The sequence below is a fragment of the Ruminococcus sp. genome (assembly GCF_017650195.1).
Classification (GTDB): domain Bacteria; phylum Bacillota; class Clostridia; order Oscillospirales; family Ruminococcaceae; genus Ruminococcus.
In genome coordinates this window covers 1-15,892 of record NZ_JAGCFH010000264.1, presented here as the reverse complement: position 1 = coordinate 15,892, position 15,892 = coordinate 1, and the positions used below count along the sequence as shown (strand labels likewise).

The following is a 15,892-nucleotide window of genomic DNA, read 5'->3' as shown; positions in this document are numbered from 1 at the left end:
CTTTACTCCTGCGTACTCTGCGATAAGTCTTTCTACCTCGTTGATATTCTCTCCTGCTGTCGTGATCCAGTTCTTTTCAAACGCATCATTCACCCACTTCTGCTCGTCACCGTGCATAGTAGGAGAGGAAAGCCATATTTTCTCTGCAAACGGCTTTGCATTGCTTTTGTTTACAAACATCCAATTACCTTCTCCATAAAATTATTGATATGATCTAAGATAGTTTTATTAAAAAAACTTAATGCGACTTGATCCGCTCCTCATAGTCACACACACAAATTTATTATACTATTTGCCGATTTAAAAATCAATCCCTAATTCGTATAATAATTGCCGATTTATGCTATTTTCGGCAATTTGTACAAGTTTATTCCATATAGCAAATATATATGAACTCTTTGATATATTAGCATAAGCAAAAATGACCGCTTCACAGCGGCCATCATAAAAAAATTCAATTTACAGCAAGACTGACGCCTGCATTTTTCGGCAAAAAATTTATCTGCACGATCATTTTTCATTCAGCACTCCGACATTGAAGAACATTATCCTGATACCATCGCAGTAGCCACATATAAATACTGATCCCTCGGGAACCTCCACACCGAGCTGCTCAGCGCTGTAGTAACCGAATATCTCCTTCTTTGCAGCTTCATATATATCATCGTCAGAAAACTGTATCTCTATTTCTTTCTCTCCTTTGTGTCTGTACAGTACGTCTGTGATTGCTTTATCATCTATGCTGTTAAGGTATGAGCCGTCAACTACATAGTAATAATTATCTGTGGAATCGCAAGTCGGCAGGAAATAATTATTTCCCTTTTCAATATTATGCTGGTCCTTGAAATGCTCGTCGTCAGCCATGAAATAATAATGCGAGTAATGTTTTTCTCCGTCATCGTCTCCATAAAAAGCATCGTCACAGGCAGTATCCACCCAGTAGTACTTACCGTCAAGTCTTATGTAATTCCAAAGCTGATAATCGTTCCAGAACGCGCCGCACTCATATCCGAGCCTGTTCATGATATACTGAAATGCCTGATTAAACCCGTTATGCTGCGTATGACCTCTTACGAGACATCCGTATATAGTATCTGTGAACTCGTCAGTATCATCATCCTGATACCATGTATTCTCTATCAGCCAATCGTGTACGAATAGTATCTTCTCCCAGTCCGAAGCTCCATCTGGTATCTCACTGATTATCCTGTCCGCAGCCTCCGATACCTTGTCACACATTTCCCTGACTTCATTTATCGGCATCTCCTGATCTAGTGGTGAGATATTAAGCCTCTTGTGACTGCCGTCACCGAAATACGACGTATATGATATATAAGCCCAGAATAATTCAGGATTCTCCCTGAGCACTCTTTGAGCTGTTTCCCTGAGTTTTTCCTTAGGCTCGATATTACCGCAGAATTCCATCAGAGTATCGAACTCCAACAGATGAGCGTATATAGCGTTGTACAGCTCCTCGTCCCCACCTATATATTCTGCGGCCAGAGTCTGAACAGTCGGCGCAACATAATCATCATATTCGTCGTAGTCCAGATACGTACAGCCGCATAAAAGCATAAGTGCCGCCATAAGCATAGCAGATATTTTCAAAGTCTTCATCTTCTCCCCCCTTCAGGAAATCACACTAATATGATGCCATATTCCCGACGATTTGTCAAGCCTGCTGCTCCGTACCAAAAAGGCTCCGGAATACCGGAGCCTTTATAAAACTTAATATCACATTGATCTGAGAATGATCTTTCTGAGAGCCACAAGGTCAAAAACGCTTGTTACACCGTCGCCGTCAACATCGCAGGAATACTCTGCCGGCTGCGCACCGAGGAGCACTCTCTGACACAGTACAAGATCGGCAACATCAACTGCGCCGTCGTGATTGAGGTCGCCCCTGAGAGCATATTCCTCATCGCTGAGCTCAGGCTCTGTCGAAACAGTTGTTGTAGTTGTCTCGGCAGTCGTTGTTTCAGTAGTCGTTTCTGTTGTCGTTGAGGTAGTTTCTGTTGTAGTTGCAGAAGCTTCCGTTGTTGTACTGAAAATAATACGTATCGTTGTTGTGGCAGTTGTAACACCGGGTGCTGATGTTGTACTTTCCTTCGGAGCAGTTGTTGCAGTAGTTGTTGTCGTTGTGGCTGAAGATGTTGTTGTGGTAGTAGTTGTTGTTGTTGATTCCGTTACAGGAGCATCACCGAGAGAAACAAAATTATACTTATACGCATTTGCATAATTCTCTGCATTAGAGCCTGCATATGCATATATCGTTCCTCTAAAACTTGTTCCGTGAGTTGAATAAGAGTTGCATATAGTTTCTGCCGAACCGCTTACTATACATTTCGGACTACGTATATATATTTCCTCCAGACCTGAGCAGTTACAGAAAGCCTGAGCAGCTATATAAGTAACATTCTCCGGAATATCAATACTCTTGAGCGATCTACAGCTTGCAAATGCGCCCCTGTTTATTGAGGTCACACTGCCCGGTATAGATACTGATGTGATGCTGAGCTCGGCAAAGGCGCAGGCTCCGATCTCTGTTATACCGTCGCTTATCTCCACACTCGTTATCTGACTTCTGCGACTGTACCACGGAGTATTGGTGCTCATAGAGTATCCCGACATTGCACCTGTTCCCTTAATCTTAAGCACAGAATCTTCATACTCCCAGTGTACATTGTCTCCGCACTCACCCGAATCAGGAAGAGCAGCACCCACATGGCTCTGTGCTGTCAGCATATCTGTTCCCAATGCCCCAACGGGAACAGAAGAAAGTGCAGAAAAGCACATTGTCGCCGATACGACGGCTGATAAGATTTTTTTCATTGTTATATCCTCCAATAATCATTATTACTGTATAACATACAGTATATCTATTATAACATTTCATCCATGTTTTTACTATATCTTTTTTGCTAAATAAATTTCACAGAATAGGTAAATATGATTTTTTCTTTCCATAAATTGCGGTAGCATCATGTCTACTCCTCTCAGACATGTCCTTAATTTCCGCCAAACCCGATAGTTACAAATGTCACTGTGAATGTTATAAATGTCATCTTGAAACATTCATATTTTTGATATATAATCAGAGCATAGAAACAAACCTGAAAAGGAGTGATCTGAGTGAAAGTCAATTTCTTTGAGATAAAAAACTGTACAATGGACAGCTGCTGTGGTTATCCTGCTATCTTCGCTCCCGAGGGCACAGACGAGGGACTGCTGATGATGCGGGGCTTTACAAAGCAGATAAACGGTACCTGGTTCAGGTATCTGAATCAGTACGAATATGATTATGTCATGCAGTTCAGCGGCTATGACGAGGTCACCATAGACCAGACATTTTTCAGCGGGATCAATATGCCTCCATCACAGCAGAGTGAGCCAATCGGATATAAGGACCACGGAAAAACACCAACTGTCCTTTGTTATGTATCCCTTGGAATTATGCTGCTTGCGGTCGTCCTTTTTGGAATCGCGCTACACACATACAAAAGCGTTCCTTTAATATCAGAAGTTATACCCACAATGATCATTGCATCATTTATACTTGTCATAATAGTAAGGATAAACTATCCCGAAAGCACATTAGGAAAGGTACTGTTCACCGTATATATCGTAACGGTTGCATTGCTTTTTCTCATTGATATATTAAGCTTTTTAGCATTCTTGGTAGCCTGCAACGAATTTCTCAATTCCTGCCGTTGAAAAAATAAAAGGAGTGAAAAATATGAATATTAATACAGATTATACAATCATACCGCCTTATGCTGTCATGTTGCTTCTCGCCTGTATTTCAGGTCTTGCATTGCAGTATTCACTGAATATACTTCGCGGAGCTGACAAAACAGTTTCATCGTGCATAACCATACTTTCGCCCATGCTCATGTTTTTCTTCGCCTCGCTTCTTTCTTATGCCTCTTCAGGCGGTACCAGACGCGGGCTTTCCTCAATGGGTGGTCTCTTAGGAATGTATGCCAGCGTATTCATACTTGCCGCAATAAAGCGCGACAGACATACCACAAAAATAACACTCGAAAACTGCACCGTTGTACTTCCTTTGATATACAGCATTTCAAAAATGGGCTGCTGTTTTGCAGGCTGCTGTTACGGTATCCCATATCACGGCGCGTTCTGTGTAAGCTATTCAGGAAAGGTCACTGAAAGTGGCTGTCTCTTCCCTGTACAGTTTGCAGAAGTATTTACCTTCTTCGTAATATTCATTACCGGTATGATAATGCTGAGAAGGAATAGCAAGATAACTGCTATATACGTACTTATCACTTCTGCAGCAGCAAAGGGACTCCTTGATTTTCTCCGCGAATCGCACATAGGAAAGATCATCTCCCTGAATCAGATACTCTGTCTTATTTTCATAGCAGCAGGTATTATCTATACTGTCGTAACTAAAAGATCTGATGAGAATAAAACAGTCATAAGCTCACGAGCAATTTCAAAACCTTTCTGAAAACTTTTTTGATAAGAGATAACCATATAAAACACCTAAGCCCCTGAGAGATATGTGACTAATCGCTCAAGGGCTTTTTTATCATACATATCACAGACTTATTCCGTTACGGATCACCATACATCTGTGCAAGGCAACTCAGTCTGCAGCTCTTTTGCAGCTGAGTACGATATCGCAGATCTTATCAACTGTCTCTATGCTGAGATCTGCATAGAGCGGAAGAGTAAGAACTCTCTTACTGATATGTAGAGCAATGGGAGTCTCGTTTACATCATAAGCTCCGTGGAAGCAGTCGAATGTATTCGTTAACGGATAGAAATACTTTCTTGCACCTATGCCGTTTTCAGCCAAAGCGTTGAATACCTCGTTCCTGCTAGCACCAAATTCAAGCTCGTCAAATACCACCGGCATATAAGCGTAGTTAGGCTCAACTCCGGCCTGATCTCCGCAGAGCTTTATACCGCTTATACCTGAAAGTCTTTCACGGTAGCGCTCCACAGCAGCCTTGCGCTTTGCAATCTCCTCATCGAGGTGGCGGAGATTGCATATACCCATAGCCGCCTGGAACTCGTTCATCTTTGCATTTCCGCCGACGAACTCGACTATCTCCGGACCGCGGATACCAAAGTTTTTCATATCGTTCAGCTTCTGCACAAGAGTGTTGTCCGAGAAGCATACAGCGCCGCCCTCAATGGTATTGAATACCTTTGTTGCATGGAAGCTGAACATAGCAGCGTCACCAAAGCAGGCAGTACTTACTCCGTTGTACTTTACTCCGAAAGCGTGAGCTGCATCGTATATTACCTTAAGTCCATACTTGTTTGCTATTCTCTGAATCTCATTTACATCGCAGAGATTGCCGTATACGTGAACAGGCACAATAGCACAGGTTCTGTCGGTGATAAGGCTCTCTATCTTGCTTACGTCAATGGTATAATCGTCCTTGCGTATATCGCAGAAGACTGGCTTCAGATTATTTCTAACGATAGCGTGAGTAGTTGATGCAAAGGTAAAGGGAGTAGTGATGACTTCTCCATTTCTCGGAAGATTCATTGCTGCTAGCACGTTCTCCAGTGCAAGGTGTCCGTTTGTATAGAGCACAACATTAGGAACTCCGAGAAACTTCTCCAAATCAGACTGGAGCTGCTTGTGCTTTGCGCCCATATTGGTAAGCCAGTGGCTGTCCCAGAGCTCTTTTATCTCTTCACAATACTCCTCAAAGGAAGGCATTGATGAACGTGTTACAAGAATATTATTTGCCATATCTGTTCCCTCACTATATTACTTTTATGATTTTTGTCTTTTAAATATAAGCGGAGCTTTTCCGCGAAATATCATACATTCAGTATGCTTCGTCCATGACAGATGTATCGAAAAGACCCGTCAACATTTCCTCGTCCTTATCGTCATAGACATGGAATAACTTCTGTATCCTGTCGATGCTGTCCTTAAGCTGACTGCTACTGCCGGATATGATAAAGAACCGGCATACCACCTGTTTAAGGGTACCCTCACCAGTGACCGTATCGCCCTCATTGTAGCTTGGTCTTATATCCACAACTTCAGGCATTTTCCTTATCTCGTCAAGGCCACATATCCTTGATATTCTTCCCGTCCTTACTATAGGTGAAAGCTTGCATGACATCTTTGAAGGCACCGGATCGCTCAGCGAAGCGAGCCTCTTTTCAGCCACTCTTCCGTACAGGGCATAATTGATATAAAGCTCCTTGGCGTCAATGCCGGAAAGCCTTGATATAAGCAGGTGCTCCTGAGCGCCATTGAGACGGTAACCAGGCTCGTAGACCCTTACGGTGCCCTCCTTGTCAACAAAGCACTGGAAGAATATCGAACCGTTATTGAGTCCAAGACCCTTTATCATGTTTTTTACTGCCTGATCCTGAACTCTAATGTAGGAGCCGATATATCTCGACGGAAATATGTATGAAGTCGGGAGCTGAACCAGCTCTTTCCTTGCCTTATATGTGTATCTGTCACACATTCCAACGAATATGGGCTCGCCATCCTGCATGACATAATAGGCTACTACCTCGTCGCCGTCCATATACTCCTCGATCAGGAACCTTCCAGACCTTGAAAACTCAAGGGCATATTCAACGGCTTTGTTCAGTCCTTCACGGCTGTGGCAGACTGTTATCCCTTTCGAGCTGCAACTATCGACAGGCTTCACTATTACGGGATAAACAATGCTGCCGGTATCGTCAGGAGAATACTCCCTTATTGTAGGGACGCCATATTCCCTGCACTTCTCCTTGAAGAGGTCCTTCCTCGTCATTATATCAAAGGTTCCGGCATCAGAATAAGCAGGCATACCGAGTCTTTCACAGACCATACAGTAAGCCGGCAGGAGTGCCTCCGCAACTCCTACAACTACACCGTCCACCTTTTCTCTCCTTGCAAGTTCCACCAGAGCATCAACATCAACAGCGTTGACATTTTCAGCCTGATCAGCATACTTCTTTGCAAAGGCACCAGGGTCATAGTCTGTAACTATTGTGTATATGCCCATTTCCCTTGCTTTTAGCACAAGGCTCACGGTCTCGGGATTTGCTCCCAGTATCAGCAGTTTTTTCATGCCTTACTGCGCTTTCCGATAAGCTTCTTTACTGTATCAAGGATATACTCAAAGCTATCTATCTTCATTAGCTTAGAGCCTGCAACGTATACGACTATTCCCACAGCTATCTGTATGCACAATGTAATAATGTAGTGCAGACCGAGGAACTCAACGCAGTATACAACAGCTCCCATAATAAGTGAAAGGCATATCTGCGGCACCATATCCTTGACCTGTTCGATATAGCTGTAGCCAAGCAGCTTTTTATTCGGCCATGCATTTATGACCTGACTTATAATCGAGGTTACAAGGAAACTGAGAGCCATTGCCTTAACGCTTATAAACATAGTCGAGACAATAGCGACGGTGCTGACAGCCTTCTTTATGATCTCAAGCTTAAGGAAAAGATCACTTCTTCCCATCGCCTTGATAGCATTTAGATTTGCTGTATGTATCGGATAGAATGCGAAGGTGAAACAGAATACTCTCAGGAAGAATACACATGGCAGCCATTCCTTACCGAGTATAAGGTTTACGATGGATTCCGCACACATAGCCAGACCTGCCATAAAGGGCATCATAAGATAAGTGCTCGTTTTTATGGCTCGTCTCGTCATGTTCTTTACCGCTTCCCTGTTGTCCTGCTCCTTAGATAGTGTCGGCAACAGTACGCTGTCAATGGAAGCGTTGATATTCGCAACGATGAGATTTGGAAACTTCTTTCCCTGATTATAGAAGCCGAGGGCGCTGGAGCTGTAAATCTTTCCAATGATGAGCTGTCTCAGGTCGTTGTATACCGTATCTATCATAGTGGATACGAGAAGTTTCCAGCCGTATGAGAAGAGCCCCTTCAATCTCTGGAGGGAGAACATCTTCTTCGGGCGCCATTTTACTGTTATCCAAAGTATTATAGTATCGACAACTGTATTGAAAAGCATCTGGGCAACCATAGCCCACACACCGAAGCCTAAGAGAGCCATTGTTATTCCAACAATAGCTGCACCGATAGTACCGCCGAGGGTAGCGAAGAAAAAGCGCTTGAACATCATATTTCTCGAAACATACGCCTGCTGGACGTTCTTGACTCCAGAAACCACGATGATAAGGCTCAGTACACGGATAAGCGTGGGTGTCAGTCCCGGCTTGTTATAAAACAAAGCTATGTACGGCGCTGAAAAAAACATTACGAGATACAATACGCCGCAGAGTATCAGATTAAAGTAAAAAACGCTTGAAAAGTCAAGATCATCAGCATTTTTCTTCTGTATAAGGGCGTTTGCCATACCACTGTCAACGAATACGTTCATTATCGTTATAAATATCTGCACCAGAGCAACTGTTCCCGCTATATGGGGACCAAGTATACGCGCCAGCACGACAGAAACGATGAATGTTACTCCGTAAGCGCCGCAGCGTTCAAAAAAACGCCACAAAAAGTTATTGACGACCTTCTCAGAACTCATATTTTTTCCCCCGAAGGGTATCCTTTCTTTACCGTATCATTACGGTTTTATTCTTAAAAAGCTAAGAAGTGCCGACCATGATCGGCACCAAAAAACTATACTTGCAATGTATCAGACGCTCTCAGGCGCTGAATTTTCTCGTGCAAACGCCGAGCTTTCCCTTTTTCGCATCCTCCATACCAGCTTTTACAGCTCTGAGTTTCCTGAGCTTATCTTTCTCGAAAAGAAGTATCATGAACGCCTTCTTGTAAGCCTTCCTGTAGTAAGGCACTCCATCCTCTGGGAAGACCTTGCTGTAATCCCTGCCAACTACCCGCGAATTTCTCGCAACATAGTAACAACGCAGGTAATTATGATTGGTTATGGTCATGATACGCTTTCCGAATATCTTGATATGGTAGGAATTGCTTCCAAGGTTATGTTCAAGAAGCACGCTGTTAAGCTTGTAAAGAGAATAGCCATTCTTTCTGAGATGCCACGAGAACTCGGTATCCACCGCATCGATGAAGAGCTCATCGCGGAAGCCACCAACATTTTTATAGGCTTCGGCATTCACGTAACACCCTGAGGTAATAAGAGTATGTACCTTTTCTACGGTATCGCTCACCTGAGCTTTGTCCCTGCTTGAAAAAGTAAAGGTAGGACCTATAGCACCGATCTTCTTGTTTTTGTTTCTACTTATAAAATCATCATAAGCCTTTACCATGCCCTTTTGCGGACGAGAATCCTGATCCAGTGTGAGTATCCACTCACAGCCCCGGTCCATCGCCTCTCTGAAACCACGGTTCAGCGCAGCCGCTATACCTGTATTCGACATCTGCGACAGAACGAGCACATTCTCCTCTGAAAGAGAGCTAACCTGTTCCTGTGCCTCTTTTTTATCGGAATTATCGACTATTATAACAAGTCCGACCTGTTCCTTCATTATCTCTATGCTTTTTTTCAGATCTGCGATATCCGGCTGGAACGTCACATATAACGCGCAAGCATTCATACAAACTACCTACTTTTTTCCCATATTAGCACGCACAGACGTCTGAGCAGCTTACTGTGCATAAGCATATAGAAGAGCTTGACCTTAGGTGAAGAGTTATAGTCCTTAGTCTTGGACATATTCTCCCTGTCGAAATTCATACCGATAAGCTTATAACTCCTGTTATAGAAATTATGTCTTATCTTCTCCACAGTCTCTTCAGGGAGACCGTACTTCTCCACAAGCTTCTCCTGAGTGCTCAGAAGGTTGGTAACTCTCGAATAGTATTTCTTAGCACTCCTCGTATGTGAAGCGCTTTCTCCGAGAACTCTGTACACAGCAGTAACGTCATCCTTGAAACAGTAAACCTTTGCCGAAGCAAGGAAATACGAAAACATTACGAAGGATCCGTCACATGAGGGTATCCTCTTGTATTTATCAAATAATTCCTTTCTCAGTACCCATGTCATCGGAGCGGTATAGCCTCTGTTCACGACCCACTCCTCCAGTGTATACTCAGAACGAAATTCTTTGCTCTTTGTATTCAGAATATCATATTCGGTCTCGCCGGTATTCTGATGATAGATATTGAAATTGGTATAGCACATACCATATTCCGGATTGGCTTCTAAGAAGTCGATCTGCTTCTGTAACTTGTTCTCGTCAATCCAGTAGTCGTCGCCTTCGCAGTATGCAACATATTTTCCGCGGAGCATAGGGTTGATTATCTTGCTGATAGTACCGTCTCCCTTGGAAAACATATTCTCCTTTTCATACACCGGTCTGATTATATTAGGGAACTTTGCTTCGTACTCCCTGATGACATCAGCGGTATTGTCAGGCGAAGCGTCCTCGTGGACGATCACCTCAAAGGGGAATGTAGTTTTCTGGCTCAGGAAGCCGTCCAGCGCCTGTCCGATATAGTCTCCGTGATTATAGGTGATACAGCGTATTGAAACCAAAGGCGCAGCTGAGCTGCCGCCCTGCCATGTACTCATGATCTCTTCTTCAGTGCGGTCTAACATTTTATCTCCACTTCTATATTGAATGATTTTAGCATGATGCAGCATATACGCATCATACAGGCTGTGTTTATAGATAGCATAACCGCCGGAAAAACCGACGGAAATAATAATACCAAGTGCCTGACGGCAGGATCGCGAAGGTCTCCGCCGTCAGGACCGGTATAATAGATAGGATATGATATATGCGAACTCTGCTGATATATCAGCTTCGATTCATAAGTTCATCAGTACTTCATCGTACCGACAACATCGTCTGTAAGGAATACATTATTGCTTACGTAATAGAAGAAAGCAAGCATTTCTCTGCGGAAAAGTGGTGTGCTGTGTGTTCCTGCCGGAGACACATATATCTTGAAATTAAAGCCGTTAGCTCTGAAAGCCTTGTCGAATCTCTTTACGTTCTTTGGGAACTCAGGTCTTTCCTCAACACTGTAGCCCATAAAGAGATGAGCGTTGCTGTTTCTTGTAAATGTAAGGTTCTTAGCCTGTGATATCCAGCCTCTGCCCTCCTGTATGTAGTACTGAGCAGACGGGCTGAGACCACCTACGTTAACAAAGAGGTTCTTGTAAAGTGTACCTGCATACAGAGCTGTAGCTCCGCCCATTGAGTATCCTGAAACAGTCCATGGCTTGCCAGGGTCGAAGTATTTGCTGTACTGCTTGTCGCCAAGAAAAGCGTTCTTAAGAGTTCCGAGCTTATTCTTTACATAAGCATAAAACATATCAGAATTGAGGTTCTTGGATTCCCTGTCGCCCATTACGAGAGTAGGCAAAATAACGATCATTGGCTTAATGTAGCCCTTGCTTGTCCATGTATTCATTCTTGCAGCCATGTCCATGTCTTTGCCAGCAGTCCATCTGTGACCTGTTCCGCCATGGAACATTACAACTACAGGGTATGTGCCGGGCTCCTTGGGAGTAAGGATATAGCCCTGATGAACTACGTTTCCGCTCTTTACCTCATAGGGCTCGATCTGACCATAAAGCTCGGTATTTCTTCTCTTTGCCGCATTTGCCGTATTTGTTTTAAGTCCGAAGGACAGTACGGTAAATGTCATTATCGCTGACATTACGAGCGATAAAACCTTTTTCACACTACTTTTCATTTTTTTCCTCCTGATTGATTTTTTTACTGATCAAATCTCTTTTTACAAATAAAGCTTTTTTCATTGCGCCGAATACTAAATTGATACCTGTCAGCACAAAGCTCACAGGAACACTTTTATTCTTCGCCTCCCTCCAGAGCTTATAGTGCCATTTGATAAGATTCAGACAGCTATGATTGCTTATGGAACCGGATCTCTTTCGGTATTCCGAAAGATTCCTGTCAAGCAGGTAGCAATCTGCCTTTCTGCAAACCTCAAGCCACATAGCGTAATCATTGTTCTTATCTATATGAGCTATCTGTATCAGTCCGATGTACTCTGCGTCATACATGACGGTAAGACAGCCGGGCCAGCAGTAGCAATACATACCGAGTTTCGACACTCTCCGCGGACCCGTGACTACCACGCCGTTCCGCTTTGATTCCTCATCTATCTCACAATAATTGGTATAGCTGAAATGGTATCCGTTCTTCTCCATAAAACCGATCTGCTGTTCCAGCTTTTTGGGGTGCCAGATATCGTCACTGTCGAGGAACGCTATCCACTTGCCTTGAGCAAGTCTCAAAGCCTTGTTCCTTGAAGCGGCAGCACCGCTGTTGACCTCATTCTTTACGAAGATTATTCTCGGATCGCTGAAGCCGGCTATGACCTCCTCTGTATCATCGCTTGAACAGTCGTCAACGATTATCAGCTCCCACCGGCTGTAGGTCTGTGCGAGGACCGAACGCACGGAGGCAGCTATGAACCGTGCCGTATTGTATGACGGCATGATTATCGAAACAAGCTCAGCCATTCTCCTGCTCCCTTTCAATTATTCTGCATGGAATACCAACGGCAGTAGCGCCATCGGGGATATCCTTATTGACAAGAGTACAGGCGCCTATCACAGCATTACTGCCTATCCTTACGCCCTTTCCCTCACGGGTCTTGCTGATGATACTTGCACGCATACCGATATACGCGCCGTCGCCAACCTCAATCGGAACATGACCCTGATTCCTTCCGTGGCAGGAGAAAAACACACCGTATGAGATAGTGCAGTTACGACCTATCTTCATAAGGTCATAGCACATATCGTCGAGGTAGCATCTCATACCGATGAAAGTACCCTTTCCAATGCTGAATCCGCATAAGCGGTATATTGCTATGCGGATACAGTTAAAAGGACAATTTGCTGCCAGTGAGTTCGTAAGCCATTTTCTTATAGGCTTCATGACTATCGTAAATGGCGAATAGTCAAAGTAATAAGGGGCAGGCTTATTGTACCTTTTTTCATATAGTCTTTTTAATAGCTTCATGTCTGCTTTACCAGTATCTGCTTTGCAAGCTCCTGCTTTAATGTGTATTCCTTCTGAGTAACCTTTCCGACGCTTACGAGGTAATCGCCGAAATCAGCTGCAGTAGCCATACCCTTAGCAGCAATGCCTTCCTTTATGAATACCTTTTTAAAGGTTTTGAGCACTATTTTCATATCACCGGTGAATGTAATGCCACTGTCAACATATTCGTTGTCGTATCTAAGCTTATCTTCCCAGGGGATATCATTTCTGCCATTGCACTGAGCAAGACCTGTAAGGCCCTGACGTACAAAGTGACGCTCACGCTGCTTGTCGTTCATGAAGACCATATCTCTTACGAGCAGAGGTCTCGGACCAACAACAGACATATCGCCCTTTATTATGTTAATGAGCTCGCCGAGCTCGTCACATGATGAGCTTCTGAGGAATTTTCCGTACTTGGTAAGGCGCTTATCGTCAGGTAGAAGCTTACCGTTCTTGTCCTTCTCGTCGGTCATGGACTTGAACTTTATGAGCTTGAAGATCTTTTCCTCGCCTGTTTTCGGATCAATCCTGCCAGGTCTCTCCTGAGTGAAGAAAGGATTGCCCTTCATCTTTACAGCGCCGACAACTGTCAGCATTATCATGAGAGGAGACAGAATGATAAAAGCTCCCGTACTGAAAAAGCAGTCTAGAGGGCGCTTGATAAAGCGCTCGTAAATACCAGAAGGTCTGTACTTCTTCCTGTACTTCCTGTTCTTAATCTCCTCTGCTCTTTCAGCTATAAAAGCAATAAAAGCAACAAAAAGCGAGATGCCGGATATGAAAGCGGCACTCTTTCCGAACGGCCCCAGAAACTTATTAACATCAATCATAATCAATTCTCCCAATCATTATAACATCTTTTTTTGATACTGTTTGTATTGCCCTTCTCCTCGGAAGCGCAGACAGCTGCAGATTCCCGATCTGCGTTATGAGCCGCCTGGCTTTGTTGCATCGCTGTGTCAGACACCTGTAAGCCTGTTTTACTTCCATTATGCCTAAAAGCGATACTGTATGTATGTCCGCTACGAAAAAGAACCGTAGCACCACAAGAACGCATAGCGGCAAATCCGCAGCCTGCTTCCCCGGCAGATATGCTCATGCGCTCATTTATGTACTTTATATTGGAGACTTTCCTGGTCTCCGAAAGCTTTGCAGCATTAGCAAATCCGATGCATCCTGCCGCAGTAAATTTCTTCATTTTCTCGATAATTTCAACACTCATCACTATCATTCCCTTTTCATAAAAGACTCAAAAAAGTGTGTATTTCCCTGACAGACCTTTTTTATCTCTTACAGCCTGTCCGGGAGCAGATACGGATATTTCTGCCATTAAGCAAAAAAGCTCATTGTTCACACCGTATCAGTCTGTCAACCGATATCCATCGCTCCTATGAAGAAACGACTTGTCAAACAAGAAGCTGCGTCAATAAACCTATCTGTAGAACCGGCACAGACCGGAACATACAGTCAAAGCCAAATCACTTTTTTAAATTAATTACTCAGATTTAGTAATGAGTATATTACATTGTCATATTAATATGGTCACAGCTGTAATCCACGGTATATCCGTAAAAACGAGCAGCTATAACATAAACACCTTGTTGATTATATCATATTATATACAGTTTGTCAATCGGTTAATTTCAACTTCTAAACCTTGAATAGCATTTTTGTAGATATATGCAAAAGAGTCGGTTAAAATCCATATTCTTTTATATAATAGTTTTATATTGGTGAATAAGTTCGCAAAAGAACGATATATTGTCAAATATTCTTATTATAAATATTAATATTTTTTCTTATTAGATTTATTCCGGACATCTATATTGTCCTCAGATGAACGTGAAAAGGGGCAGCCTTTGGCTTCGGCTGCCCCTGAGGAAATATTTACTATTGGAATGTCAGGCAATTCCCAGACGCAGAGTCTGCGTTCTGCATCTTCATTGCCAAGTGCGATCAAACACGGGTATGTATCTGTCCGCCACCGAGAGTCTTGCCCTTTGCAGCTGCCATATCAGAAATGTTAACATTCTGATAGCCGTTCTGAGCGAGCCAAGGAAGTACTTCCTCCATAGCTGCTGCTGTTGTAGCGTAGTTCTCGTGACAGAGTACGATAGCGCCCTCGAGCGAACCGTTCTGAGCTGCCTGCTTGATCTTGTTTACTATCTGATCCTTGGAAGCGTTGTTCCAATCCTCAGTGTCGATAGCGCAGCTAATGAGCGGAACATCATAGAGTGCTGATGTTACCTGTCCGCCGCCGTCGAGGTAAGGAAGTCTCATGAGATGTGAAGGCTCAGTGCCGATGATGCTCTTAAGCTTGCTGTTGCACTGCTCCCACTCACTTCTAATTTCATTTGAGCCCATTGAGCCCAGTGAAGGATGAGACTTTGTATGATTAGCTACTTCCATACCGTTCTGATAAGCGAACTGTACCTGCTCGTTGGTCTTGATCCAGTCGCCAACATAGAAGAATGTAGCTGTCATGTTATTCTTTATAAGAGCATCCATGATCCTGTATGCAGGATCCTGTCTGCTTGTAGCTGAAGCACCGTCATCGAAGGAGATAGCGCAGAGCTTCTTACCAGCCTGTACCTGAGCGCCGCCATTCTGCTGACCGCCCTGATTCTGGTTATTCCAATCCTGTCCGCCCTGGCTCCAGTCCTGGCCACCCTGATTCCAGTTGTTCCAGTCCTGTCCGCCCTGATTCTGGTTGTTCCAGTCGTTGTTGACGTCCCAGTTGTACCAAGCGTTGTTATCGTTCTGCTGGGCATTCCAGTCAAAATTCTGCTGACCGTTGTTCCAGTTATCCCAAGCGTTTCCGCCGTTGTTCCAGTCCTGACCACCCTGATTCCAGTTGTTCCAGTCCTGTCCACCCTGATTCTGGTTGTTCCAGTCCTGTCCGCCCTGGTTCCAGTTGTTCCAGTCCTGTCCGCCCTGGTTCCAGTTGTTCCAGT

At 43.8% G+C, this 15,892-nt stretch carries 15 protein-coding genes and 1 pseudogene; 2 read left to right on the top strand and 14 right to left on the bottom strand.

The window, feature by feature from the left end:
* From J6U00_RS12135 to J6U00_RS12125, 3 genes and pseudogenes are all read right to left on the bottom strand, one after another.
* Positions 1-180 (bottom strand): annotated as a pseudogene (locus J6U00_RS12135) (aminotransferase DegT); the annotation flags it as partial.
* 330 nt (positions 181-510) lie between these two features.
* The gene (locus J6U00_RS12130; protein WP_296582212.1) at positions 511-1,617 is read right to left on the bottom strand and encodes a hypothetical protein; all 1,107 of its coding nucleotides are present in this window, start codon (positions 1,615-1,617) and stop codon (positions 511-513) included.
* 117 nt (positions 1,618-1,734) lie between these two features.
* Positions 1,735-2,832, bottom strand: coding sequence for a leucine-rich repeat protein (locus tag J6U00_RS12125; protein WP_296582208.1), 1,098 nt, complete (start codon positions 2,830-2,832; stop codon positions 1,735-1,737).
* Positions 2,833-3,132: 300 nt separating this feature from the next.
* On the opposite strand from J6U00_RS12125, the gene J6U00_RS12120 reads away from it, so the two are divergent.
* Both J6U00_RS12120 and J6U00_RS12115 read left to right on the top strand, forming a co-directional pair.
* Entirely contained in the window at positions 3,133-3,714 is a 582-nt protein-coding gene (locus J6U00_RS12120; RefSeq protein ID WP_296582206.1) for a hypothetical protein, read from the top strand.
* Positions 3,715-3,736: 22 nt separating this feature from the next.
* Positions 3,737-4,474, top strand: coding sequence for a prolipoprotein diacylglyceryl transferase family protein (locus J6U00_RS12115; RefSeq protein ID WP_296582204.1), 738 nt, complete (start codon positions 3,737-3,739; stop codon positions 4,472-4,474).
* Positions 4,475-4,612: 138 nt separating this feature from the next.
* On the opposite strand, the gene J6U00_RS12110 is transcribed toward J6U00_RS12115, so the two are convergent.
* From J6U00_RS12110 to J6U00_RS12060, 11 genes are all read right to left on the bottom strand, one after another.
* Positions 4,613-5,737: a DegT/DnrJ/EryC1/StrS family aminotransferase gene (locus J6U00_RS12110; protein ID WP_296582203.1), complete on the bottom strand. Its 1,125-nt coding sequence runs from the start codon at positions 5,735-5,737 to the stop codon at positions 4,613-4,615.
* Positions 5,738-5,816: 79 nt separating this feature from the next.
* On the bottom strand, positions 5,817-7,067 hold the full coding sequence (locus J6U00_RS12105) for an ATP-grasp domain-containing protein (RefSeq protein ID WP_296582202.1): 1,251 nt from the start codon (positions 7,065-7,067) through the stop codon (positions 5,817-5,819).
* The gene (locus tag J6U00_RS12100; RefSeq protein ID WP_296582201.1) at positions 7,064-8,512 is read right to left on the bottom strand and encodes a lipopolysaccharide biosynthesis protein; all 1,449 of its coding nucleotides are present in this window, start codon (positions 8,510-8,512) and stop codon (positions 7,064-7,066) included. Before J6U00_RS12100 ends, J6U00_RS12105 begins: the two co-directional genes overlap by 4 nt.
* 121 nt (positions 8,513-8,633) lie before the next feature.
* A complete protein-coding gene (locus J6U00_RS12095) occupies positions 8,634-9,506 on the bottom strand; it encodes a glycosyltransferase family 2 protein (protein ID WP_296582200.1) in 873 nt (290 codons plus the stop codon).
* Positions 9,507-9,511: 5 nt separating this feature from the next.
* Positions 9,512-10,510 carry a glycosyltransferase gene (locus J6U00_RS12090; protein WP_296582199.1) on the bottom strand — a complete coding sequence of 333 codons (999 nt, stop codon included), beginning with the start codon at positions 10,508-10,510 and terminating at the stop codon, positions 9,512-9,514.
* 224 nt (positions 10,511-10,734) lie between these two features.
* Positions 10,735-11,616 carry an alpha/beta hydrolase-fold protein gene (locus J6U00_RS12085; protein ID WP_296582197.1) on the bottom strand — a complete coding sequence of 294 codons (882 nt, stop codon included), beginning with the start codon at positions 11,614-11,616 and terminating at the stop codon, positions 10,735-10,737.
* Positions 11,606-12,409 carry a glycosyltransferase family 2 protein gene (locus J6U00_RS12080; RefSeq protein WP_296582194.1) on the bottom strand — a complete coding sequence of 268 codons (804 nt, stop codon included), beginning with the start codon at positions 12,407-12,409 and terminating at the stop codon, positions 11,606-11,608. The genes J6U00_RS12085 and J6U00_RS12080 overlap by 11 nt, the downstream gene beginning before the upstream one ends.
* Entirely contained in the window at positions 12,402-12,914 is a 513-nt protein-coding gene (locus tag J6U00_RS12075; RefSeq protein WP_296582192.1) for an acyltransferase, read from the bottom strand. The genes J6U00_RS12080 and J6U00_RS12075 overlap by 8 nt, the downstream gene beginning before the upstream one ends.
* Positions 12,911-13,768 (bottom strand): sugar transferase, encoded by an 858-nt coding sequence (locus J6U00_RS12070; RefSeq protein WP_296582190.1) that lies wholly within the window; start codon positions 13,766-13,768, stop codon positions 12,911-12,913. The genes J6U00_RS12075 and J6U00_RS12070 overlap by 4 nt, the downstream gene beginning before the upstream one ends.
* Before the next feature lie 2 nt (positions 13,769-13,770).
* Positions 13,771-14,160, bottom strand: a complete 390-nt coding sequence (locus tag J6U00_RS12065; RefSeq protein ID WP_296582188.1) for a hypothetical protein — start codon at positions 14,158-14,160, stop codon at positions 13,771-13,773.
* Positions 14,161-14,894: 734 nt separating this feature from the next.
* Positions 14,895-15,892: polysaccharide deacetylase family protein (locus J6U00_RS12060; protein WP_296582187.1), on the bottom strand; the 998-nt coding region annotated here is incomplete at its 5' end.

Coding starts and splice junctions, on each gene's coding strand:
- J6U00_RS12070 (WP_296582190.1), bottom strand. CDS start 13,768: ATGATTGATGTTAATAAGTTTCTGGGGCCGTTCGGAAAGAGTGCCGCT.
- J6U00_RS12130 (WP_296582212.1), bottom strand. CDS start 1,617: ATGAAGACTTTGAAAATATCTGCTATGCTTATGGCGGCACTTATGCTT.
- J6U00_RS12125 (WP_296582208.1), bottom strand. CDS start 2,832: ATGAAAAAAATCTTATCAGCCGTCGTATCGGCGACAATGTGCTTTTCT.
- J6U00_RS12075 (WP_296582192.1), bottom strand. CDS start 12,914: ATGAAGCTATTAAAAAGACTATATGAAAAAAGGTACAATAAGCCTGCC.
- J6U00_RS12095 (WP_296582200.1), bottom strand. CDS start 9,506: ATGAATGCTTGCGCGTTATATGTGACGTTCCAGCCGGATATCGCAGAT.
- J6U00_RS12115 (WP_296582204.1), top strand. CDS start 3,737: ATGAATATTAATACAGATTATACAATCATACCGCCTTATGCTGTCATG.
- J6U00_RS12110 (WP_296582203.1), bottom strand. CDS start 5,737: ATGGCAAATAATATTCTTGTAACACGTTCATCAATGCCTTCCTTTGAG.
- J6U00_RS12080 (WP_296582194.1), bottom strand. CDS start 12,409: ATGGCTGAGCTTGTTTCGATAATCATGCCGTCATACAATACGGCACGG.
- J6U00_RS12105 (WP_296582202.1), bottom strand. CDS start 7,067: ATGAAAAAACTGCTGATACTGGGAGCAAATCCCGAGACCGTGAGCCTT.
- J6U00_RS12100 (WP_296582201.1), bottom strand. CDS start 8,512: ATGAGTTCTGAGAAGGTCGTCAATAACTTTTTGTGGCGTTTTTTTGAA.
- J6U00_RS12090 (WP_296582199.1), bottom strand. CDS start 10,510: ATGTTAGACCGCACTGAAGAAGAGATCATGAGTACATGGCAGGGCGGC.
- J6U00_RS12065 (WP_296582188.1), bottom strand. CDS start 14,160: ATGAGTGTTGAAATTATCGAGAAAATGAAGAAATTTACTGCGGCAGGA.
- J6U00_RS12085 (WP_296582197.1), bottom strand. CDS start 11,616: ATGAAAAGTAGTGTGAAAAAGGTTTTATCGCTCGTAATGTCAGCGATA.